We start from the raw sequence: 21,102 nt of genomic DNA, 5'->3' as shown, positions 1-21,102 counted from the left end.
CGACTCCCACGGACCCAGGCCCGGGAAGGTGTCATGACGACCACCACCACACCCACGGGGATCACGTCGCGACCGGCAGCGGCCGCGCACCTCACCCGTGTCTGTTTCAAGCTCGGACCGCCCCGACTCGTCGGCGCCGAACTCGAATGGTTCACCCGCACCACCGAGACGCACGATCCCGCCGCCCGTCCCGATGTCCTGCGCCTCGCCGCAGCGCTCGGAGACCACGCCCCGCGCACCGTCTCTCCCGCCTCACCGGCCCGCCCCCTGACCTCCGGAAGCTACGTCTCCGTCGAGCCGGGCGGGCAGATCGAACTCTCCAGCACACCCTTCGATTCCGTCGCCGAGCTCTGCGGCGCCCTGTCCGCCGACGAGCGAGAACTCCGCGGACTCCTCGCCGCGCAGGGCATCCGGGTGATCGCGGGTGCCGGCGACGCGAGTCGCGCCCCGCACCGCATCCTGGCCAGCGACCGCTACCGCTCCATGGAGTCGGCGTTCGCCCTGCGGGGTATCTGGGGGTCGCTGATGATGTGCAACACCGCCGCCGTGCAGGTCGCATTCGACGCCGGCGTCGATCCCGACCACGCGGTGAGCCGATGGACGCGGCTCCACACCATCGGCCCGGCCATGACCGCGGCGTTCGCGTGCTCGCCACGGTTGCACGGCGCCGACGACGAACACTGGGCGTCGCAACGCATGCGGGCGTGGCTCGGCACCGACCGCACCCGGATCCCGCCGCACGCCCAGACGATCGAGGACTACGCCGACTGGGTGCTCTCCGTCCCGCTGCTGTGCGTGCGATGCGCCGACGGCACCTGGTTCGCGCCGTCGGCGGGAGCGACGTTCGCCGACTGGATGGACGGACACCTCGACGACGCCGTCGGCCGCCGGCCCGACGCCGACGACCTCGCCTACCACGTGACCACCGTCTTCCCGATGGTGCGGCCGCAGGGACATCTCGAGGTCCGCTACCTCGACGGGCAGCCCGACGGTCTCTGGCGGGTACCGATCGCGGCCGTCGCGGCGCTGATGTCCGACGACGCCGTCGGTGCCGAGGTCGACGCGATCGCCGGAGCCACAGCCGACGCGTGGGTGCGCGGTGCGCGGCGCGGACTGTCCGACCCCGAACTGCGTTCCACCGCAGCACGTCTGCTCACCCTCGCCGCCGACGTCATCCCTCCCGGGATCGACCGAGATCTCGTCGGTGCCGCCGCCGCGCGTTGTGCGCGGGGCGAACCCCCGGCGGCGCAGACGCCGTCGCACGCCGAACTCCCGACCACACAGGAAGCCCCGCACCGATGACCGCCCTGCACGACGAGGCCCTCGCCGAGGACCCCCGCGAGGTCCGGAACCGCCTCGAGACCGTCCTGCGCGACGCCCGTTCCCGCACAGCGGGTCTGGTCGACGCCGTCTCCGACGACGATCTCCGCCGCCAGCACTCGCCGTTGATGAGTCCGCTGGTGTGGGATCTCGCGCACATCGGCAACCAGGAGGAGATGTGGCTGATCCGGGAGGTCGGGCGCCGCGCACCGCTCCGCCCCGATCTCGACGACCTCTACGACGCGTTCCGGCACGCCCGTGCCAGCCGCCCCGACCTGCCCCTGCTCGACCCGACACAGGCCCGGGCCTACGCGGCCGGGGTCCGTGACCACGCACTCGAGGTCCTCGACGGCTCGCCCTTGTCCGGGGAGCGACTCGTCGACCAGGGTTTCGCGTTCGCGATGATCGCGCAGCACGAACAGCAGCACGACGAGACCATGCTCGCGACGCACCAGTTGCGGTCGGGGCCGACCGCGCTGCGTGCTCCGGACGCTCCGCGGGTCGCCACGGCGCCTGTCGTCGACGAGGTGATCGTCCCCGTGGGTGACTTCGTCATGGGCACCGATCTCGACCCCTGGGCCCTCGACAACGAGCGGCCGGCGCACCGGGTGTCGGTGCCCGCGTTCGCGATCGAACGGTTCCCGGTGACGAACGACCGATGGTGCGCGTTCATCGACGACGGCGGATACGAGCGGCCCGATCTCTGGAGCGAGCGGGGCTGGGCGCATCGCGTCGAGGCCGGCCTGACTGCACCGCAGTTCTGGGAGCGCGACGTCGACGGGCGGTGGTTCCGTCGCGTCTTCGGCACGATGACACCGCTGCGCCCGCATTCGCCGGTGGTCCACGTCTGCTACTTCGAGGCCGAGGCGTTCGCCCGCTGGGCGGGTGGACGTCTGCCGACCGAGGCGGAATGGGAGAAGGCCGCCCGGTTCGACCCCGCTGCGCCGACAGCCGGTCGCCGATACCCCTGGGGCGACGACGACCCCACCCCCGAGCGCGCCAATCTCGCACAGCGGCACCTGGAACCGGCGGACATCGGGGCCTACCCGGGCGGTGCGTCGCCGCTCGGCGTGCACCAGATGGTCGGCGACGTGTGGGAGTGGACGTCCAGCGGGTTCGAGTCCTACCCGGGTTTCGCGATGTTCCCCTACCCGGAGTACTCCGAGGTGTTCTTCGGCGGCGACTACCGCGTGCTGAGAGGCGGTTCGTTCGGCACCGACCCCGTCGCGGTGCGGACCACGTTCCGCAACTGGGACCACCCGATCCGTCGTCAGATCTTCTCCGGGCTCCGACTCGCGCGAGACGTCGCCTGATCGATGTGCCGCCATCTGGGCTATCTCGGCCCGGTCACCAGTGTCGGTGACATCCTCACGCGAGGTGAGCACTCCCTCGTCGTCCAGTCGTGGGCGCCGACGGACATGCGCTGCGACGCCGTCGCCAACGCCGACGGCTTCGGCGCCGCGTGGTGGGACGAGCCCGCCCGCGCATCCGTCCACGTCTCCGCGATGCCCGCCTGGGGTGATCCCGCGATCGGCGGGGCGCTGGCGTCGGTGCGGTCGGGGGCCGTCCTCGCGGCCGTCCGGTCGGCCACCTCGGGGATGCCGGTCACGCCCACCGCGTCCGCGCCGTTCGTCGACGGCCCCTGGGCCTTCAGCCACAACGGTGTCGTCCGCGGGTGGCCCGGCAGTCTCGCGCCACTCGCGCAGGACGTGCCGGTCGTCGACCTGCTGCGGCAACCCGCGGCGACCGACTCCGCCGGCCTGTGGTCGGTCATCCGCCACCGCCTCCGTGACGACGACCCCGCGAGCGTCCTGCGGTCCGTCGTCGCCGACCTCGACCGGACAGGACCCGGCTCACGACTGAACCTCCTCCTGGGAGACGGTGTCTCGCTCTGGGCGACCACCGTGCACCACTCGCTGTCGGTGTTCGCAGACGACGACGTCGTGATCGTCGCCTCCGAACCACTCGACACCGATCCCCGCTGGCACCCCGTTGCCGACCGCTCGCTCGTCGTCGCATCCCGCGACGGCGTCACCGTGACCGATCTCTGAACACCGAACCGACAGGACACCCCGTGACTTCCATGCCCTCCGCGGCGATCCCCGTCCAGGTCCACCTGACCGATGCGGACATCGACGCGTCTCTCGTCGCCGACGTCCGCGCCGGTCTCACCGCCTCACCGAAGCATCTGCCGCCCAAGTGGTTCTACGACGCCCGCGGCAGCGAGCTGTTCGAGGAGATCACCGCACTGCCGGAGTACTACCCGACCCGCACCGAGCGTGCGGTGCTGTCCGCGGCCGCCGACACCGTCGCCGCCACCACCGGCATGCAGACGCTGGTCGAACTGGGGTCGGGGTCGTCGGAGAAGACGCGCCTCCTGCTCGACGCCGGCGTGCGCGCGGGGACACTCACCACGTATGTGCCGCAGGACGTCTCGAGCAGCGCTCTGCAGGGTGCCGTCGACGAGCTGACCACCGCCTACCCGGCGCTGTCGGTGGAGGGCATCGTCAGCGACTTCTCGGACCTGTCGGTGTCGATCCCGGAACTACCGGGCCGCACGGTCGCGTTCCTCGGCGGCACCCTGGGCAACCTGACGCCGACGGAGCGCGCCGGCTTCCTCACCGGCATCGCCGACGCGTTGCGTCCCGGCGAACACCTGCTGATCGGTGTCGGGCTCGTCGTCGACGAGTCGATCGTGGTCCCCGCCTACGACGACGCCCAGGGCGTCACGGCGGCGTTCAACAAGAACGTCCTGTCGGTCATCGACGGTCGTCTGCACGCCGACTTCGACCCCGACGGGTTCGACCATGTCGCCCTGTGGGATTCCGAGAACGAGTGGATCGAGATGCGGCTGCGCGCCCGACGGGCGATGACGGTCCACGTCGCCGACCTCGACCTCGAGGTGGAGTTCGCCGAGGGCGAGGAGATGCGGACCGAGATCTCGGCGAAGTTCCGCGTCGAGGGCATCACCGAGGAGCTGGTCGCCGCCGGCTTCGACGTCACCCGCGTCTTCACCGACACCGACGACCGCTTCGCCGTCGTCCTCGCGACCCGGGTCTGACCGCGGCTCGCAACTCGCCGAGCGTGCAGTAGATCCCGCCGAGCGGGGTTGTTCTGCACGCTCGGCGGGATCTACCGCACGGTGGGCGGGATCTACTGCACGCTCGGCGCCGTGGATTCGGGGTGATCCCGCTCAGTCGACGGTGGCGGAGCGGGACGCCTCGTCCATCGCGTCGGTGACCTCGCGGGCCGCGACGTGCAGCAGCTCGTCGATGCGTTCGCGGATCGGCTCGGTGGTGATGTCGGGGGCCAGGACGCTCGTGAACAGCGCGGTGCCGGCGGCGATGATGATCATCGCGAGCGCGTCGACCTCGGCCTGATCGCGGCGCTCCGGCGCGCCACCCGTGGCGTATCGCGCCGCTGCGGGCCCGGCCAGTCCCGTCCACAGCTGCGCCCGGAGATCGGGGTCCTGCTCGAACGTACTGAGCAGACCGGGCAGCGCGGTCCGCACCTCCGGGTGGGAGAAGATCTCCCGGCTCTGTCCGATGAGGTCCTCGATCCACCCGCCGGGCTGGTCGGTACCGATGTCGTCGAGGCGGATGCGGTCGTTCAGGACCGCATGCAACACCAACGCGGCCTTGGTCTCCCACCGGCGGTTGATGGTGGCCCGGGCGACCCCGGACCGGGCCGCGACCGCGCGCACGCTCAGGTCGTTCCAGCCGACCTCCAACAGTAGTTCCCGCACCACGGGCAGCACCTTGTCGTCGACGGTCTCGTCGCGCGGGCGGCCGCCACGCGGAGACGGTGACGAATCTGGTGTGAACACGTAGCCCCTTTCGTGAGCCAGTGGTAGCGTAACCGGCGGTATCGGAACCAGTGGTCTAGATACCGTCTCGAACGCAAGCGTCAGGAGAACGATGACCACCCATGATCGCACCACCGCGGCGGCGCGTGATCCCCACGCCTGCCCTTTCATGCACGACGGGTTCGATTTCACCAGCCCCGACCTGCTGCACAAGGGCATGCCGGTCACCGAGTTCGCCGAACTCCGGAAGACCGCACCGGTCTGGTGGAACGCGCAGGCGGAGGGATCCGGCGGTGGCTTCCACGACGGTGGCTACTGGGTGGTCAGCAAGCACCGCCACGTCCGCGAGATCTCCAAGAACGACGAGAACTGGTCGACCAACGCCAACGGCGTGATCATGCGGTTCGAGGACACGATGCCGCCGGAGGCGCTCGAGATCACCAAGGCGCTGCTGATCAACCACGATCCGCCGGAGCACACCCGCCTGCGCAAGCTGGTGTCGCGACTCTTCACCCCGCGCGCGGTCCACGCGCTGCAGGAGGAGATGGAGAAGCACGCCGCGGAGATCGTGCAGAAGGCAGCCGCCTCGGGCACAGGCGATTTCGTGCACCAGGTCGCCGTCGACCTCCCGCTCATCGCCATCGCCGATCTCCTCGGCGTCCCGAGCGAGGACCGCGAGAAGCTCTTCGAGTGGTCGAACTCGATGATGAACGCCGACGACCCCGAGTTCACCGTCGACCCGACGACCGCGTCGGCGGAGGTGCTCGGCTACGCCTACCAGATGGCCGAGCAGCGCAAGCAGTGTCCGGCCGAGGACATCGTCAGCGAGCTGGTCAACGCCGATCTCGACGGGGAGTCCCTGTCGGAGATCGAGTTCGGCTACTTCTTCATCCTGCTGTCGGTGGCCGGCAACGAGACCACCCGCAACGCGATCAGCCACGGCATGAACGCGTTCCTGGAGAACCCGGAGCAGTGGGAGATCTTCAAGCGCGACCGTCCGCGGACGGCGGCCGACGAGATCGTGCGCTGGGCGACGCCGGTGAATTGCTTCCAGCGCACCGCCAAGCACGACGTCGATCTCGACGGGGTGCAGATCAAGGCCGGTGAGCGGGTCGGGATGTTCTACGGCTCGGCCAACTTCGACGAGGACGTGTTCGACGACCCGTTCACGTTCGACATCACTCGGGACCCGAACCCGCACGTCGGATTCGGTGGCAACGGCACCCACTTCTGCATCGGCGCCAACCTCGCGCGCATGGAGATCAACCTGATCTTCAACGCCATCGCCGATCACTGCCCCGACATCTCGCGCCTCGGTGACCCGGAGCGTCTGCGTCACGGCTGGATCAACGGCATCAAGCGCCTGCCGGTGTCGTACGCGACACCATGATGATCCTCGGCATCATCGCGATCGTCGTCGGCGCGATCGTCGGTGTGCCCTGGATCTGGATCGTCGGCATCGTGCTGACCGTCGCCGGTGCCACGCTCGCCGCGTCGGGCAGGAACGGACGGCTCAACGCCGGTCGGGCGCACTACTTCTGAGTCGTCGAGGCGGTCAGCGACGTAGTCGATCGAGCGCGCCGGCCACCGCGCCGAACGCGAACCGGCGAGCACGCCGGGCGGAGTCGTCGAGAAGTCGGGCGGCGGTGCCGGGACGTCGGACGGTGATCTCGTCGCCGACGCCGACATCGCCTGCCTCGACCACCCAGCAGTAGCTCCCGAGGCAGCGCTCGGCGCGGGCGCTCAGGGCGCGGGTGATCCCGCGGTCGACGTCGAACCCGGGCTGTGCTCGGCTCGGCACCACGCAGCGGATGGTGGGAAGCGTCAGGTCGAGGACGGCGCCTCCGAGTGTGAGTCGGCCACCCGTCCACCGCGCCTCCGGTAGGTCGTCGTCGGTGTCGCTCAGCGTGACCAGCACGTTGGGACGGAACCGCCGGACGTCGACGTCGGAGCCAACCGCCGCGCCGATGGTGTCCAGACTGTTCGTCGTCAGCACGTGGATCGGGGCCAGGTCCACGAACATCCCGGGCGGCGTCGAGAACCGGCCGAGGGTCATCAGGTCGGACGCGCGCACGACCGAGGCGTCGGGCAACTTCTCGTGGGGTTCCAGACCGAACGCCTCCCGCAGCCAGGACGGCGATGTGACGTCGGCCTGACGATCCCGGTTCAGGCGGTGCAGGCTCACGTCGTCCGCAGGCGGCAACGGCGTCAGGGCCACCCGGCGCCCGGTCAGATCGGACAGCCGAGCGTGGACCCGGTTGTCGCGGCTGGACAGCACATCGCCACCGGGGAAGGTGATCTCGACCTCGGGGGCGTTGCCGGGGCCCGCGTCCGGGGGCACGGCGTCGGCGTAGCGGGCTGACGCGGTCAGCAGCGCCGGCAGTTGACGAGCTGATGCGGTGACCTCGCGCTCCAGGTCACGGACGGCCCACAGTCGATCGCCCGACAGTCCTCGCGGCGTGACAGACGCCCGCTCGAGTCGTTCGCCGCCCAGGGACTTCACCGGGTACCGCCACAGGTGCGCGACTCTGCCGTGCGTCATCCGGGAATCCTCGTTCCTCACGACGGTCGGCAACCGACGGGGGCGGGAGCTTTGTGTCGCCTCACACGGCAGCGACCCGCTCGGCTCCGACCGGGTCGCCCGCGCGGACGCGTCAGACCGGTGGATTCGTCTGTGCGCTGTTGTTCCCGTAGTTCGGGTCGAACGTCGCGGAGACGGCGTACATCCGCTGGGGCACCCCGGTGTTGAGGAAGCAGAGCTCGGTGTACGACTTCGTCTGACCCGGGGCGATGTCGCCGATCGGGTGCACTCCGAACGGTGGTGAGTACACGGTCACCGACCGCGCCGTCTCGGGGCCGTTGTTCGTGACGTTCAGCCCGCACGAGAACGAGACCTTGTTCGACACCGCCACGAGGTCGGCGCCCAGTCCGCTCGTGGATCCCGTCGGCGCGGCGGCGGCCGCGCCCAGGGACGTCCCGAGGGCAGCGGCTGCTGCGGTCGCGATGGTGATCGCTCGTCGTGTCGTGCGCATCCGGTTCTCCCGTCGTCGTCCCCGACCCGCTGCTGTGCATACGTACGGTACAAATCGGACGCGGGAGAGCGCAACCCCCGACAGGGTGGGTCAGCTCGGGGCGGAGTTGAGATCCGGGTTGTCGTTCTCGGTGATGTCGACGCCGTCCTTCTTCGAGGAACTGCTCACCGAGGTGATGGCCGACTCGACGCCATCGATGCCGCTCGCGTCGCCCGACTTCACCTTGTCGAACGCGGCCTGCACGGTGTCGCCGATCCGGGCGAGCGGCGCGGCGATCGCCCGGCACAGCGTCGGGTTCGCCTTCACGTCCTCGCTCGCGAGCCGGATCTCCCGCTTGATGAACAGCGCGGCCAGGCCGCCTTTCGCGAACGCGGTGAGCCGACCGTCGGCGCCTTTCGTGAAGGTGCCGGCCCTGTAGGGCTTGTAGAGGTAGCGGTGGAAGGCGCCGAACGCCAGGCCGCTGTGCGCGACGAACTTCGTCTTGGCGAAGGACGTCGTGTTGCTGGTCGGGCAGTCGGTGGCCGACCCAGAAGGAGCTGAGCCCGACTGGCTGGTCGAGACGGCCGCGGACGACGGCGCCGCCGAGGACGACGAGTCGGATTTCTTGCACCCGGCCAGCAACGCGATCGGTGCGACGAGAATCATCAGCAGCACCGCGAGTCGACGTGTCACCCGTGTGGTCATCCGCATGAGGCTACTGGGGCCGGTCAGAAGTCGTGTCCGACTTGTCGTCTCGGCGACGAAGGTCCTCTTCACGCGGCGAGGACCACGACCTTGCCCGATGTGCGACCCGCGTCGGAGTCGGCGTGGACGGCCGCGAGGTCGTCCCAGGTCACCCGTCGTCCGACCTCGACGGTGAGGGAGCCGTCGTCGACCTGTCGAACCAGGTCGGCGAGGAGCCCCGCGTCGCTGCGGACGAACACCCGAGTGGCGGTCACGCCGCGTGCGGGATCGGGGTCGCCGGCGATCATGGTGCCCACGTGCATCCCTCCGTCGGCGACGAGTCCGACGAGTGCCGCGGTCTCCTCGGGTGACGTGCTGACCAGGTTGAGCACGAGGTCGAACGGGGCACCGTCGACCGCGGGCGTGCCGGACAGGTCGAGGTGGCCGACGACGCGGTCGGCCCCGTGTGCCCGGACCCGCGCAGCGCTGCGCTCCGAGGCGGTCGCGGTGACGTGGGCACCGGCCCGGTGGGCGAGCTGCACCGCATAGTCGCCGACGGCGCCACCGGCCCCGTTGACGAGCACGGTCTGGCCCGCGCGGAGCCCGCCGATCTCGAACAGCGACTGCCAGGCGGTGAGTCCGACCACCGGGAGGGCCGCGGCATCGGCGAGGGGGACCGACGTCGGCGCGGCGGTGAGGGACTCCGCCGGAGCGACGACGAACTCGGCCGCGGCGCCGTTCGCGGTCATCGGCAGCATCCCGACGACGGGATCACCGACACGCAGATCCGCCACACCCGTGCCGATCTCGGCCACCGTCCCCGCCACGTCGACGCCCGGCACGTGCGGGAAGGCGACCGGGAAGATCTCGCTGAGCCATCCGCCGCGAATGCCGGCGTCGACGGGGTTGAACGAGGTGGCGGCGACCCGGATCAGGACCTCGTCGGTGCCGGGGACCGGCCGATCCAGCTCCACCCGCTCCAGGACGTCCTCGCCGTATCGATCGAACGCGATTGCCCTCATGACTCCTCCTTCGTAAGTGCTTCGATGTCGAAGCAACTGAGAGCGACAGTAGACTGCTTCGAGATCGAAGTAAAGGACGGTACGGTGGCAGGCATGGCCGAGCCTCTCGCCCCGTCGCAGATGCACACCTACTTCGCGTTCACCGAGGCCGCGTCGTTGCTGCAGTTCGCGGTCGCCCAGCAGCTCAGAGCCGAGGCCGACCTGAGCTACGTGCAGTTCGAGATCCTCGCGACGCTCGGCGCCGCACCGGGGCCGATGACCATGACCGCGATCGCCGACGGGGTGGTCTACAGCCGCAGCGGGCTCACCCACCAGGCCGCACTCCTCGAGAAGGCCGGGCTCATCACGCGCTCACCGAGTCCCACCGACCAGCGGGCGACTGTCGTGGCCCTCACCGACGCCGGCCGCGACCGCGTCGACCGGGTCCTGCCCGGCCACATCGAGGTCGTCCGCGATCTGCTCTACGGCGTCCTCGACGACGACGACGTCGCGACGCTCGGCGGCATCATGACCCGCGTTCGCGACCACATGCGGAGCCGACCGGCCCGCTCGCGCAGCGTCAGTCGGTCGTCACCGGGAGGGTGAGCGACGTGTCGGGCCCGCTGAGGATCGAGACCGGCTGACCCTGCAGCCCGTTCCGGAAACTCTGGTCGCCACCGGCGATCTCGACACGCAGGCGGTGTCCGACGGCGAACCGGTGCACCAGACCGGGCATCGTCACCGCGACGGGTCGCGACGGATCCGCGACGCGGATCGGGGCCACCAGTCCGTTGACGAGATCGGCGGATCCGTCCGGCGCGACGTCGTAGATCTTCGCGAAGACGAGGGGCTGTCCGACCGCACGCAGTCGCAGCTGCATGGTCGGGATGCCGACCACGTCGAGCGGTGTGGTGCGCGGCGCGGTGTCCCACCGAGCGTAGGTGCCGGGGTCCTGACGGACCGGCTTCGGGGCGTCCGGTGCGTCGTTGTAGGGACCGGTCTGCGTGCGCCCACCGAGCAGTGGGGTGCGGATGGTCGCCGCGCCGGCGCGTGCCGAGGCGCCCGCCGCGACGAGGGCGCCGTCCACGAGGCCCCGTCCCGCCGAGAACCGGAACGCCGTCGGCGCGCCGACGGGGTAGGTACCGCTCGCGTACGCGGGCGTCGCGATCCCGGTGTAGGACACCCAGTTCCGGAAGTACGCGAACTCCGGTCCGGTGTCGACGTCGAGACCCTTGAGGTGCTTGTCGAGCCAGTCGAGCGTGCGACCCACCTCGTACTGGGTGGTCCGGTCCGGGTTCTTCTTGTCGTACTCGCCGGGTGCCGGCCCGCCGCTGTGTCCCCACTGCTGCCAGATCATCGACGTCTCGACGCCCCGCGCCCGCAGCGCCTGGTACGTGGCGACGGCCTCGTTCAGGTCGAAGAGGGTGTCGCGCTGACCCTGTTCGAGCAGCACCGGGATGCGGATGCGGTCGATGTAGCTTGCCACCGACGCGTGCCGCAGATGCGCGACGCTCGCCGGGCTGAACTGGCCGACCGTCGCGCCCTCGGCGAATGTGGTGCACTGCGCGACGGTGAAGTTCGGGCACGGCGTGATGCGTGCCGGGTCGGCCTGGTACCCGACTCGGCCGGGGTTGGCCACGCCGTCTGCGAACAGGCCTGCCGCATAGACGATCTTGGCCGACCCCGACACCCGGGTGCTGACGCCGGAGAACGTCGACGTCGAGTTCGGGGCCAACGAGTAGCTCAGGTCGTTCCAGGTGATCTGCGGGACGATCGTGTCCAGGCGCGGATCGACTGCTGCGGTGGCGAACTGGATGCCGCCGCCGTACGAGCCACCGACCATCCCGACGCGGGGATCGTCCGCGCGGCGATGACCGGAGTGGTCGACGTCGTCGTGGACGACGACGTCGAGCGCGGGTGCCGCGCGTCGCAGCGCGGCATCGGTGAAGGCGATCCCGGTCCGTCCGCCGAGGTAGTCGATGAGCTGGGATGCCGCGACGCCGTCGACGTCGGGGTCGTCGAGGGTGATGGGGCAGGTGCTCCCGCCGAATCCGAGGCCCGAGTAGGCGAGGACCACGTAGCCCTGGGTCGCGAGGTACGCGGCGATCGGCGCCTGGGTCGTGTACGACCCGCCGAACCCGTTGGTGGTGAGGATCGCCGGAGCGCGCCTCGTCGGCGACAGGCCGGCCGGTCGATAGAGCTGGCCGACGACCGTGCACGGTGTCGCGCGGTTCGGGCCGGTGTGGACCGAGAAGTGCAGCAGCTGCGTCGTGTAGCCGTCGGCGGGTGCCGCCGACGCCGGGGCCGTCAGGCCCAGCGCCATCAGCAGCACGACGAGTCCGGAGAGCCCCCAGTTCCTTCGCACGGGCAAACGGTAGTCGAGGGTCAGGGGCGGGTCCGCAGTATCTCGGTGATCTCGTCGAGGAAGCGTGTGACCACCGCGCGGTCCCGCGCGTCCAACCGGCGGCACACGTCGTCGATCGCGCTGATCGTCGGGGCCCACGCCTCGAAGGACGCCTGTCGCGCCGTCGGTGTCTCGGTGACCGTGACCCGGCGACGGTCGACGTCGTCGCGTGCCCGCACCACGTGGCCCGCCTGCTCGAGGCGGTCGACCATCGCCGTCGCCGAGGCGGAACGGATGCCGAGGTGCCGCGCGAGGTCGGCGACGCCCAGGGGGCCGTTGAGGGTCAACTCGCCGATCGCCGCCATGTCGTTGGCGTTCATCCCCATGTGGGCGGCCATCCGTCCGGTCAGTTCCCGTGAGGCCCCGACCATGTCGCGGACGGCGACCGTGGCGGGGTCGAGGTCGGTGAACGTCTCGTCGATGGCCATGCCCCATTGCACCATGTACCTTGTGACTAGACAATCTAGTAAATAGATGAACTACGTACAGGGGTGGACATGGGTGGATCGGTTCTCGTCACCGGCGGCAGCATCGCGGGCCCGGCACAGGCGTGGGCGCTGGCCAGAGCCGGGTTCGACGTCACGCTGCTGGAACGGGCATCCGCACCGCGGGAGGCCGGCCAGAACATCGACATCCGCGACGCCGGGCACGACGTGCTCCGCGCGATGGGGGTCCGCGACGAGGTCGCCGCGAACACCACCGGGGAGATCGGACTGCGGTACCGCGACCCCGAGGGCCGCCCGTACGCGGACCTGCCCACCACCGAGGGGCGCGACGGGCCGACCGCGGAACTGGAGATCCTGCGCGGACGGCTGTCGGAGATCCTGCGACGGCTCACCGTCGACCACCCGCGCGTCGAGCATCGCTACGGCGACTCCGTCGCGGACCTCACGCAGGACGACGACGACGGCGTCGACGTGCGGTTCGCGGGCGGAGGGCGTGAGCGGTTCGACCTGGTCGTCGTCGCCGAGGGGCGCAACTCGACCACCCGGGACCTCGTTCTCGCCGACAAGGTGACGCGGGTGAGCCGGGACCAGTACATCGCCTACGGGACGGTCCCGCGCACGCCCGAGGACGACGACTGGTGGAACTGGATGACCACCACCGACGGTCGCATGGTGTCGACGCGGCCCGACGACGTGGGCACCATCCGCGCCAACCTGAGCTTCCTCGCGCCCGACCTCGCGCTCGACAAGATCGGCCACGCCGCGCAGATGACCGTGCTCCGAACGCGTTTCGCAGGTGTCGGATGGGCCACCGATCGCATCCTCGACGGCTTCGCGGCGTCCCCTGAGGAGTTCTACATGGAGCGCATGGACAAGGTGGCGCTCTCGGCGTACTCGCGTGGACGGGTGATCGTCGTGGGCGACGCCGCGTGGGCCGCGGGTCCGACGGGGATGGGGACGACGCTGGCCCTCGTCGGTGCGTACGTGCTGGCCGGCGAGCTCGACCGGGCGCGGTCGGGGGCGACAGTCGACCACGCGCGCGCCTTCCGGGGATACGAATCGGTGATCCGGCCGTACGCCCAGGCGGTGCAGACGCTCCCGCCGGGTGGCCCTCGGGTCGTGTTGCCGCGCAGCGCTCGTGCGCTCGCCCTGCAGCGGGCGGTCCACCGGGTCATCGCTCGACCCTCGGTGCGGGACCGTCTCGAGCACCGGTTCGTCTCCCGTGCCGGCGGCGACTTCCGCCTGCCGCGCTACGAGCTCTTCTCCTGACCGGGTGCCGTGGAGACCGCGTCGGCGACGAGGCCCAACATCCGGTCGGTCTTCGCGGGGTCGTCGGGTCCGGTGGACATCAGCGCCCCGAGCACCATCCCGGTGATGTCGTCGGGATCGACGTCAGCGCGCAGGGATCCGGTCTCGACGCCGGCCGCGACGATGGTCGCGACCGCCGCCGTGATCCGTTCGCGCGTGGCCGGAGTCGTCATCGAGCCCGACGACCACCCGGCACGCAACGTGTCGATGATGACGCTCTTGGTGGTGAAGAAGCGGGCGTAACGGCGCATCCACTCACGCAGCGCCTCGGCAGGTGGGTGCTCGGTGAGCAATCCGGCGACACCGCCGGTCAGGTCGTCGAGTTCCGCCTCGTACACCGCCTCGATCAGGGACTCGCGGGACGGGAAATGGCGGTAGACCGTGCCCACCCCGACGCCCGCGTCGCGCGCGATCGCGTCGAACGAGGGCGTGGCGGTACCGCCCGCGAAGGCGGCGCGCGCCGCGTCGAGGATGCGTGCGCGATTCCGGCGAGCGTCCTTGCGCACGGGTCGATCGGCCATCAAGCGGAGGATCCTCCGTTTCGGTACGGTGGTCGAAGCGGAGGTCCCTCCGTTTCACGTCGATCGTCCCACAGGAGGACGCCATGACCACGCTCACCACCCTGCCCGCGGCCAACCCGTTCGCGTCGCGCGCACCGATCGGGTTCGGGGCGATGAACCTCGAACGACTGCTGCACACCGGTAATCGCGCCGCCGCGGTGGACCTGGTCCGGCAGGCCGTCGACCTGGGCGTGGACCACGTCGACACCGCGCCGTTCTACGCCGCCGGCGCTGTCGACCAGGTGCTGCGCGACGCGATCCCGGCCACGGCCGACGTCCTCGTCGTCACGAAGGTGGGTGCAGTCCTCGACGAGGGTGCGCTGCGCCCCGCCCAGCGGCCGGAGGATCTGCGCGCGTCCGTGGAGGCCGCCCTCACCGGACTCGGCCGCGATCGGATCGACGTCGTCAACCTCCGTCGACTCGACACCCCCCACGGGATCCGCGCCACCGGTGATCAGGTGGTTCCCCTCGACGACCAGTTGGCGGCTCTGATCGACCTGCGCGAGCGCGGGGCGATCGGGTCGATCGGGATCAGCGGTGTGACCACCGACGGTGTGCGACGCGCCCTGTCCGCCGGGATCGTGTGCGTCCAGAACGCCTACAACCTGCTCGCCCGCGCCGACGAGGAGCAGGTCGCGCTGTGCGAGACGTCGGGGCTCGCCTGGGTGCCGTATTTCCCGCTGGGTGGTGCGGCCGGCCGGATGGCGTCGGTCGTGGAACACCCCGTCGTCCGGGAGGTCGCCGACGAGGTCGGTGCGACACCGGCGCAGGTCGGACTCGCCTGGTTGTCAGGACATTCGCCGGTGACCCGCCTCATCCCGGGCACGGCGGACGCGGCACACCTGCGGTCGAACACGGCTGCCGCGCAGGTGGTCCTGAGCTCCGCCGCGCGGCAGCGTCTTGACGCTCTCGCGTCGTGAACGACGAACCGCCCGCCCGGACGAGGTCCGGACGGGCGGTCGAGGCGTGCTCGCCGATCGCGTCAGCGCACGGTGCAGAGCGGCTGGATGTTCGGGTACGCCCCGTCGATCGGCGTCGTGAGGAAGAAGCAGTCGTTGTAGCCGCGCGAGCGCACGACGTCGCGGATCTGCTTCCACTGGGCGCTGGTGACCTTCGGGTCGCGCTTGAGGATGAAGCCCGACAGTCGTTCCGGACTGCCGACGAACGCCCACGAGTAGTCCGGGGCGATGTAGGTGACGATGTAGTTCGTCGGACCCGACTTCGAGTCCTGGAACGGCACACCCGGAAAGCTCACGTGCAGTTGGGCGTTGGTCCGGGTGTCGTTGACGCGGGCGTTGCCGACGATGCCCTGGCGCCCACCGTCGAAGCGTGTGCAGCTGTTCTCGACCTTGACGTCCCGGTCGTCGATCTTCGTGTAGCGCGCCTGGGTGTTGCGCAGGCAGTCGATGTTGAACGGCTGCGGGATGGCGGCGACCTGGTTCCAGACCCCGAGGTAGCGGGCGAGGTCGAGCGACGGGATCGGTTGCAGGGGTGCGGCGCTCGCACCACCGGCCCCGACGACGAGACCGATCGCCGCGGCGACCGCACTGAGCAGGGCGACCAGGACGGACGATCGTCGGCCCACCCTCCGCGACGGGGACGTGTTCTGCGACATGCTCATATCTCCTGTTCTCGAAGAATCATGCGACCCAGACGGTCTTGACGTTACAGAACTCGCGGATACCGAATTTCGTGAGCTCCCGACCGTGCCCACTGTTCTTCACCCCGCCGAACGCGATCGCGGGATACGACGTCGTCATGCCGTTGACGAACACCTGTCCGGCCTCGAACCCGTCGACGAACATCTCGATCTCCGACGCGTCCGTTGTCCACACGTTGGAGCCCAGGCCGAAGTCGGTGTCGTTGGCGATTCGCAACGCGTCGTCGGCGTCGGCGGCGCGGTAGAGCGACGCGACGGGCCCGAAGACCTCTTCGCCGTAGATGTCCATCTCCGTGGTGATGTCGGCGATGACGGTGGGCGGGTAGAACCACCCGGGGCCGTCAGGGACCTCGCCGCCGGTGAGGATGCGAGCGCCCTTCCCGGTGGCGTCGGTGACGAGGTCGACGACATCCTGGCGTCCCTGCTCGGTGGCGAGCGGGCCGATGTCGGTGTCGTCGTCGGTGGGGTCGCCGACCTTCTGCGCGGCCATGTTCTCCACGAACAGTCGCGCGAACTCGTCGTAGACGTCGGTGTGGACGATGAACCGCTTCGCCGCGATGCACGACTGCCCGTTGTTCTGACACCGGGCGGTCGTGGCGACCTCCGCGGCCTTCTCGAGGTCGGCCGAGGGGAGGACGACGAACGGGTCGGAACCGCCGAGTTCGAGTACGACTTTCTTGAGCTGCTTGCCCGCCGTCTCGCCGATGGAGCGACCCGCCCCCTCGCTGCCGGTGAGGGTGGCCGCGGCCACGCGCTTGTCGGTCAGGATCGCCTCGACCTGCTTCGACCCGATGAGCAGCGTCTGGAAACCGCCGTCGACGAGGCCCGCGCGACGGAACAGGTCTTCGAGGTACAGCGCGGTCTGCGGCACGTTCGACGCGTGCTTGAGCAGACCGACGTTGCCGGCCATCAGGCCGGGGGCGGCGAAGCGGATCACCTGCCACAGCGGGAAGTTCCACGGCATGACCGCGAGGATCACCCCGAGGGGCTGGAACCGGTGGAAGGCCCGGGACGCGTCCACGGCGTCGGCGTCGGCGATGTCGTCGGCCAGCATCCCCGGGGCGTGCTCGGCGTAGTAGCGGAGACCTGTGGCGCACTTGGTCACCTCGGCCTTCGCGGCCGTCAGCGTCTTGCCCATCTCGGTGGTCATCGTCGCGGCGAGCGAGTCGACCTCGTCGTCGAGGATGTCGGCCGCCGCGCGCAGCACCGCGGCGCGTTCGTCGAACGACGTCCGGCGGTGGGCCCGGGAAGCCTCGACGGCCCGGGCGAGCTTCTCCTCGATCTCCGCGTCGGAGAGGGCGTCGAACTCCTTCAGGACCTCGCCGGTGGCCGGGTTCGTCGTCGCTATCGCCATGGGATCAGACGCTCGCAGCGCCGTCTTCGCCCACCGCGTTGCCCTCGGTGTCGTCGACGAACGCCCAGTCGCCGTCGTGGTTCACCTCGAGGCGCCACCCCAGCTCGGTGTTGTCCGCCTTGGAGTTGATGAACCACTCGTATGCGTCGGTGGAGTTGTCGAACGCCTCCTCGGAGACGACGTCGCCGGTGGGATCGAGAACGCGATAGTCAGCCATGGATTCGACGGTATTGACCGGTGCGGTCGGTGCACACCAGCTCGCTGTCATTGCGTCTGACTCGTGTCCCCGGATCACGGCCGGGTAACGCGTCGTCCTTGACATTGCGGTGGGGGTGTCGAAAGCTGTCTCAGCAACTGTTGAGAGGGGATGGACACGATGACCATCGACGTCACGGCCACGGCGGAGCGGCTGCTGCGGTCCACCGCGGACACCCTGCTCGACGGCGACATCGACATCGACTGGGACGCCCCGGTCGACCCGGACAAGGCGTGGCTGACCGAGCGGCGCGGCACGCTCTACGGAACCCGGCTGTGGGAGCGGCTGTCCCGTGAGGAGCAGCTGACGCTGGGTCGTGCCGAGGCGGTGGCCGTGCTGAGCTACGGCATCGTCGCCGAGCAGCAGTTGTGCATGAACCTCCTCCGGACGATGTACGCGGTGCCGGACTGGACGGCACCGGAGATGCTCTACTCGATGAGCGAGGTCGGCGAGGAGGCGCGGCACTCCACGATGTTCGGCCGTCTGATCAACAAGGCCGAGATGCCCGCCTGGTCCGCGGCCGGCCCCGTCAACATGCTGCTGCGGCTGATGGGTTTCGTGCCACACGGACCCCTGATCTACGCGATCACCCTCATCGTGGAGGAGATCCTCGACCGGGTGCAGCGGGAGGCGTGCGCGGACGAGAACGTGCAGCCCCACGTCCGCCAGATGATGCGCATCCACATCCTGGAGGAGGCGCGGCACATCACCTACGCCCGTACCGAGTTGGCGCGCGCCGTCGCACGGTGCGGATCACTGTCCCTCGCGGTGAACCGTGTCCTGGTGGCGGTGATCGTGGTCGCCGTCATGCCGACACTCATCGACCCCCGCGCGTACCAGTCGGTGGGCATCTCACCGACGTGGGGATGGATCGTGGCCCAGTTCTCGCGCCGCTACCGCGAGAACGCGACGTTCGCCTGCGGTCCGATGTTGACGTACTTCCACGACGTCGGGCTGATCCGCGGACGCCTCACCACGCGCCTGTACAAGCTCTCGCGCACACTGCCGCCCGAGCTCCGCGCGCAGATCTGATCTCACCGGCCGCGGCGCCCCGCGAGTTGGGCGTCGTGCGTCGAGGAGAGTCGCTGCGAACCGTCCGGCGCGGTGAACGCGTGCTCGACGCGGACCGAGAGGTCGTCGCCGTCCGCCGAGAGGGTCATCACCCCGTTGTCGAACCACGGGCCGGCGGAGGTGTCCCAGGTGAGCGGCAGGTCCGCGACACCCGCGGATCGGGCGAGACGACGCATCAACCGCACCAACGGTTTCCGGCGCGCGAGGCGGTTCACGACCCGAACCGGACGTTCCAGCGGGTTGCGGAACGGTGACATGGTGAGCTGGATGAGCGACGTCCCCCGCCCGGGTCGACGGTCGACGAGGTGGGCATCGGCGATGTAGGAGCAGTGGACGTCGCCGGACACCCACACCACCGACGCGGGCGCGTCGGGTCCGTCCGACAACTCCTCCGCGAGCCGGGCCATATCGCGGAAGGACGAGTCGAAGGCGGCCCAGTGCTCGAGATCGAGTGCGAGACGTGCTTTCTCGCCGAGCCGCGCACCCGTGCGTCCCCACGCACCCTGGGCCACGGCCTCGTCCCACTGCTCGAGGTGGTGCAGCGCGGGCAGCATGAGGAAGGGCAGCGACGTCCCGAACACGACGTGTCGGGCCGGTCGCTCGGTCGCCGCCTCCACCACCCACTTCCACTCGGCGTCGTCGACGATGCCGCGCCGCTCCGGGCTCAGTTCACGAGAGCACCGGGAGTCGATCATGATCAGCCGTACGGGCCCGAGATCGCGCGTGTAACTCCATCGGGCCGAGGCGGGTTCGGCGTCCGCCCGGAGCGAGAAGTCGGCCAGGATCTGCTCCCGTTCGGCGTCGTCGAGGGCGAAGCGCACGCGTGCGTACTGCTGATCCCGGTCGAGTGCGTCCGGGTCGAGGTTGCCCAGGTGCTGATAGATCCAGTACGAGGTGAAGGCCCCGATCACCCGGCGACGCCACCACGGCTTCGCCGACGTCTCCTGCCGCCACGACCACGACGAGTTCCAGTCGTCGCGGAGGTCGTGGTCGTCGAGGATCATGCAGCTCGGCACGCACGCCATCAGTCCGCGCACCGCCGGCGACCCCCACGACTCGTGGTAGAGCCACGTGTACTCCTCGAGGTCGCAGATCTCCTCGCGGACCTCCGGGGTGAGGTCGGGATCGGGGGAGTGGGCGGCGCGGTGACGCCGCAACCGGGTCAGGACCTCGCGCGACGGGTCGTCGGCGTAGACCTGGTCGCCCAGGAACAGGAGCAGATCCGGGTGGCGGTCGACGGCCTCGGTGCGCACCCGCCCCGCGAGGCCGGTGAGCGCGTCGGCGCCGATGCGTTCCAGCGACTCCGCGTCGTGGTTCTCCCCGCGACGACACGACCCGAACGCGATGGACGGGTGGCGGTCGGGCCCGCTGGTGCGCAGGTGACAGGCGACGCCGGCGGGCGGCCACACGTGCTCGCCCGGTTCGCCGGACTCGCCGAGCCGCACCGTGTAGTCCACCAACGTGTCGGCCGGCAGGCCGCGCAGGATCACCAGCGCGAACTGGTGGCCGCCCACGCCCCAGGTCTCCTCGGTCGCCGACACCCCGACTGCGGTCTCGACGGTGACCGTGCACGGGTGATCGGTCTCCACCCACACGGTCGCCCGGCTGTCGTCGACGAAACGCAGGATGGGTCCGAGGACCAGCGTGGGTGCCATGGGCCGACGCTACCGGTTCGGGTTCCCGCCCGGGTGCGCCCGTTTCGCCCGCATCGCCTGAGGGCAGGCGACGGCGGCGCGAGGTCAGTCGACGGCGGTCTCGACCGCGAAGGGCGGGGTCGACTTGCCGTTGATCCGGAACCGTCCCCAGAAGTCGGGATCGCCGAGGTAGGCCTCGCGCGCGCTGTGCGGCGTGGAGACGATGACGCGAATCCTCTTGACCTCTCCCACGATCGCCGACAGCCGGTCGTTGGCGGCGACCCGTCCGATCCAGCGGTACACGCCGTCGATCGGCTCGCGATAGCCCTTGAGTTCCAGGTTCACCGGGACCTCGATGCCCTTGACGATGATCGACGCGTTGCCGATGTAGTCGGAGTCGTCGTGCGGTGACCGCGGCGTCGCGCGGCCCGTGTCGCGGATGTCCAGAAACGTGTCCATGCGTGTTCCTCCCCCATGTGGCTCCCCGGCGCCGTCGTCCGATCACCCTGCCCCGGGATCGTTGTGACGCGACACCAAAGTCCATCAGACGGTGAACGGCGGCATCGGTCGTTTGGTTGACTTCGTGAC

The 21,102-nt window shown here is 70.0% G+C and carries 23 protein-coding genes; 10 read left to right on the top strand and 13 right to left on the bottom strand.

What is annotated here, in order from left to right; genetic code table 11:
* Positions 1–33 precede the first annotated feature (33 nt).
* From egtA to egtD, 4 genes are read left to right on the top strand one after another with little or no spacing between them, the layout of a single operon-like run.
* A complete protein-coding gene (gene egtA, locus Q1A98_RS01725) occupies positions 34–1,302 on the top strand; it encodes an ergothioneine biosynthesis glutamate--cysteine ligase EgtA (RefSeq protein ID WP_299569391.1) in 1,269 nt (422 codons plus the stop codon).
* Positions 1,299–2,633, top strand: a complete 1,335-nt coding sequence (gene egtB, locus Q1A98_RS01720; RefSeq protein ID WP_299569390.1) for an ergothioneine biosynthesis protein EgtB — start codon at positions 1,299–1,301, stop codon at positions 2,631–2,633. Before egtA ends, egtB begins: the two co-directional genes overlap by 4 nt.
* Before the next feature lie 3 nt (positions 2,634–2,636).
* Complete coding sequence (gene egtC, locus Q1A98_RS01715; protein WP_299569388.1) at positions 2,637–3,371, top strand: ergothioneine biosynthesis protein EgtC; 735 nt, start codon at positions 2,637–2,639, stop codon at positions 3,369–3,371.
* Positions 3,372–3,394: 23 nt separating this feature from the next.
* Positions 3,395–4,381: an L-histidine N(alpha)-methyltransferase gene (egtD, locus tag Q1A98_RS01710; RefSeq protein ID WP_299569387.1), complete on the top strand. Its 987-nt coding sequence runs from the start codon at positions 3,395–3,397 to the stop codon at positions 4,379–4,381.
* Positions 4,382–4,513: 132 nt separating this feature from the next.
* On the opposite strand, the gene Q1A98_RS01705 is transcribed toward egtD, so the two are convergent.
* Positions 4,514–5,146 (bottom strand): TetR family transcriptional regulator, encoded by a 633-nt coding sequence (locus tag Q1A98_RS01705; RefSeq protein ID WP_299569386.1) that lies wholly within the window; start codon positions 5,144–5,146, stop codon positions 4,514–4,516.
* 91 nt (positions 5,147–5,237) lie between these two features.
* On the opposite strand from Q1A98_RS01705, the gene Q1A98_RS01700 reads away from it, so the two are divergent.
* Complete coding sequence (locus tag Q1A98_RS01700) at positions 5,238–6,515, top strand: cytochrome P450 (protein ID WP_299569385.1); 1,278 nt, start codon at positions 5,238–5,240, stop codon at positions 6,513–6,515.
* Positions 6,512–6,667: a hypothetical protein gene (locus Q1A98_RS01695; RefSeq protein ID WP_299569384.1), complete on the top strand. Its 156-nt coding sequence runs from the start codon at positions 6,512–6,514 to the stop codon at positions 6,665–6,667. The genes Q1A98_RS01700 and Q1A98_RS01695 overlap by 4 nt, the downstream gene beginning before the upstream one ends.
* Before the next feature lie 13 nt (positions 6,668–6,680).
* On the opposite strand, the gene Q1A98_RS01690 is transcribed toward Q1A98_RS01695, so the two are convergent.
* The 4 genes from Q1A98_RS01690 to Q1A98_RS01675 all read right to left on the bottom strand — a co-directional run bounded on the left by Q1A98_RS01690 (position 6,681) and on the right by Q1A98_RS01675 (position 9,842).
* A complete protein-coding gene (locus Q1A98_RS01690; RefSeq protein ID WP_299569383.1) occupies positions 6,681–7,667 on the bottom strand; it encodes an MOSC N-terminal beta barrel domain-containing protein in 987 nt (328 codons plus the stop codon).
* A gap of 112 nt (positions 7,668–7,779) precedes the next feature.
* Entirely contained in the window at positions 7,780–8,157 is a 378-nt protein-coding gene (locus tag Q1A98_RS01685) for a hypothetical protein (RefSeq protein ID WP_299569382.1), read from the bottom strand.
* Positions 8,158–8,247: 90 nt separating this feature from the next.
* Positions 8,248–8,841 carry a hypothetical protein gene (locus tag Q1A98_RS01680; RefSeq protein WP_299569381.1) on the bottom strand — a complete coding sequence of 198 codons (594 nt, stop codon included), beginning with the start codon at positions 8,839–8,841 and terminating at the stop codon, positions 8,248–8,250.
* Positions 8,842–8,909: 68 nt separating this feature from the next.
* On the bottom strand, positions 8,910–9,842 hold the full coding sequence (locus Q1A98_RS01675; protein WP_299569380.1) for an NADP-dependent oxidoreductase: 933 nt from the start codon (positions 9,840–9,842) through the stop codon (positions 8,910–8,912).
* A 93-nt stretch (positions 9,843–9,935) separates the two neighbouring features.
* Here Q1A98_RS01675 and Q1A98_RS01670 point away from each other — a divergent pair, with 93 nt between their 5' ends.
* A complete protein-coding gene (locus tag Q1A98_RS01670) occupies positions 9,936–10,427 on the top strand; it encodes a MarR family transcriptional regulator (protein WP_299569379.1) in 492 nt (163 codons plus the stop codon).
* Here the strand turns inward: Q1A98_RS01670 and Q1A98_RS01665 are convergent.
* Positions 10,402–12,186 carry a CocE/NonD family hydrolase gene (locus tag Q1A98_RS01665; protein ID WP_366943309.1) on the bottom strand — a complete coding sequence of 595 codons (1,785 nt, stop codon included), beginning with the start codon at positions 12,184–12,186 and terminating at the stop codon, positions 10,402–10,404. The two genes, Q1A98_RS01670 and Q1A98_RS01665, sit on opposite strands and share 26 nt — an antisense overlap.
* A gap of 20 nt (positions 12,187–12,206) precedes the next feature.
* A complete protein-coding gene (locus Q1A98_RS01660) occupies positions 12,207–12,653 on the bottom strand; it encodes a MarR family transcriptional regulator (protein WP_299569377.1) in 447 nt (148 codons plus the stop codon).
* 69 nt (positions 12,654–12,722) lie between these two features.
* Between Q1A98_RS01660 and Q1A98_RS01655 the strand changes: the two genes are divergently transcribed.
* A complete protein-coding gene (locus tag Q1A98_RS01655; RefSeq protein WP_299569375.1) occupies positions 12,723–13,940 on the top strand; it encodes an FAD-dependent monooxygenase in 1,218 nt (405 codons plus the stop codon).
* On the opposite strand, the gene Q1A98_RS01650 is transcribed toward Q1A98_RS01655, so the two are convergent.
* Positions 13,922–14,500 (bottom strand): TetR/AcrR family transcriptional regulator, encoded by a 579-nt coding sequence (locus tag Q1A98_RS01650; RefSeq protein ID WP_299569373.1) that lies wholly within the window; start codon positions 14,498–14,500, stop codon positions 13,922–13,924. The genes Q1A98_RS01655 and Q1A98_RS01650 overlap by 19 nt on opposite strands.
* A gap of 83 nt (positions 14,501–14,583) precedes the next feature.
* Between Q1A98_RS01650 and Q1A98_RS01645 the strand changes: the two genes are divergently transcribed.
* Positions 14,584–15,459 (top strand): aldo/keto reductase, encoded by an 876-nt coding sequence (locus Q1A98_RS01645; RefSeq protein ID WP_299569372.1) that lies wholly within the window; start codon positions 14,584–14,586, stop codon positions 15,457–15,459.
* A gap of 62 nt (positions 15,460–15,521) precedes the next feature.
* On the opposite strand, the gene Q1A98_RS01640 is transcribed toward Q1A98_RS01645, so the two are convergent.
* Genes Q1A98_RS01640 through Q1A98_RS01630 form a run of 3 tightly spaced genes read right to left on the bottom strand, consistent with a single transcriptional unit; the run spans position 15,522 to position 17,770 of the window.
* On the bottom strand, positions 15,522–16,154 hold the full coding sequence (locus tag Q1A98_RS01640; RefSeq protein ID WP_299569371.1) for a lipocalin family protein: 633 nt from the start codon (positions 16,152–16,154) through the stop codon (positions 15,522–15,524).
* Positions 16,155–16,179: 25 nt separating this feature from the next.
* Complete coding sequence (locus Q1A98_RS01635) at positions 16,180–17,553, bottom strand: NADP-dependent succinic semialdehyde dehydrogenase (RefSeq protein WP_299569370.1); 1,374 nt, start codon at positions 17,551–17,553, stop codon at positions 16,180–16,182.
* A 4-nt stretch (positions 17,554–17,557) separates the two neighbouring features.
* Complete coding sequence (locus Q1A98_RS01630) at positions 17,558–17,770, bottom strand: hypothetical protein (protein ID WP_299569369.1); 213 nt, start codon at positions 17,768–17,770, stop codon at positions 17,558–17,560.
* A 159-nt stretch (positions 17,771–17,929) separates the two neighbouring features.
* Here Q1A98_RS01630 and Q1A98_RS01625 point away from each other — a divergent pair, with 159 nt between their 5' ends.
* Entirely contained in the window at positions 17,930–18,841 is a 912-nt protein-coding gene (locus tag Q1A98_RS01625) for a diiron oxygenase (protein ID WP_299569368.1), read from the top strand.
* Between the two features lie 2 nt (positions 18,842–18,843).
* Here Q1A98_RS01625 and Q1A98_RS01620 read toward each other — a convergent pair whose 3' ends face one another.
* Together Q1A98_RS01620 and Q1A98_RS01615 are read right to left on the bottom strand one after the other, a co-directional pair.
* Positions 18,844–20,535, bottom strand: a complete 1,692-nt coding sequence (locus tag Q1A98_RS01620; protein WP_299569367.1) for an alkaline phosphatase D family protein — start codon at positions 20,533–20,535, stop codon at positions 18,844–18,846.
* An 84-nt stretch (positions 20,536–20,619) separates the two neighbouring features.
* Complete coding sequence (locus Q1A98_RS01615; RefSeq protein WP_299569366.1) at positions 20,620–20,973, bottom strand: DUF4873 domain-containing protein; 354 nt, start codon at positions 20,971–20,973, stop codon at positions 20,620–20,622.
* Positions 20,974–21,102 lie beyond the last annotated feature (129 nt).

Origin of the sequence: uncultured Williamsia sp. (genome assembly GCF_947494875.1) — a bacterium.
GTDB lineage: Bacteria > Actinomycetota > Actinomycetes > Mycobacteriales > Mycobacteriaceae > Williamsia_A.
Note: the sequence above shows the minus strand (reverse complement) of the source record. Positions and strands in the feature narration are given on the sequence as shown.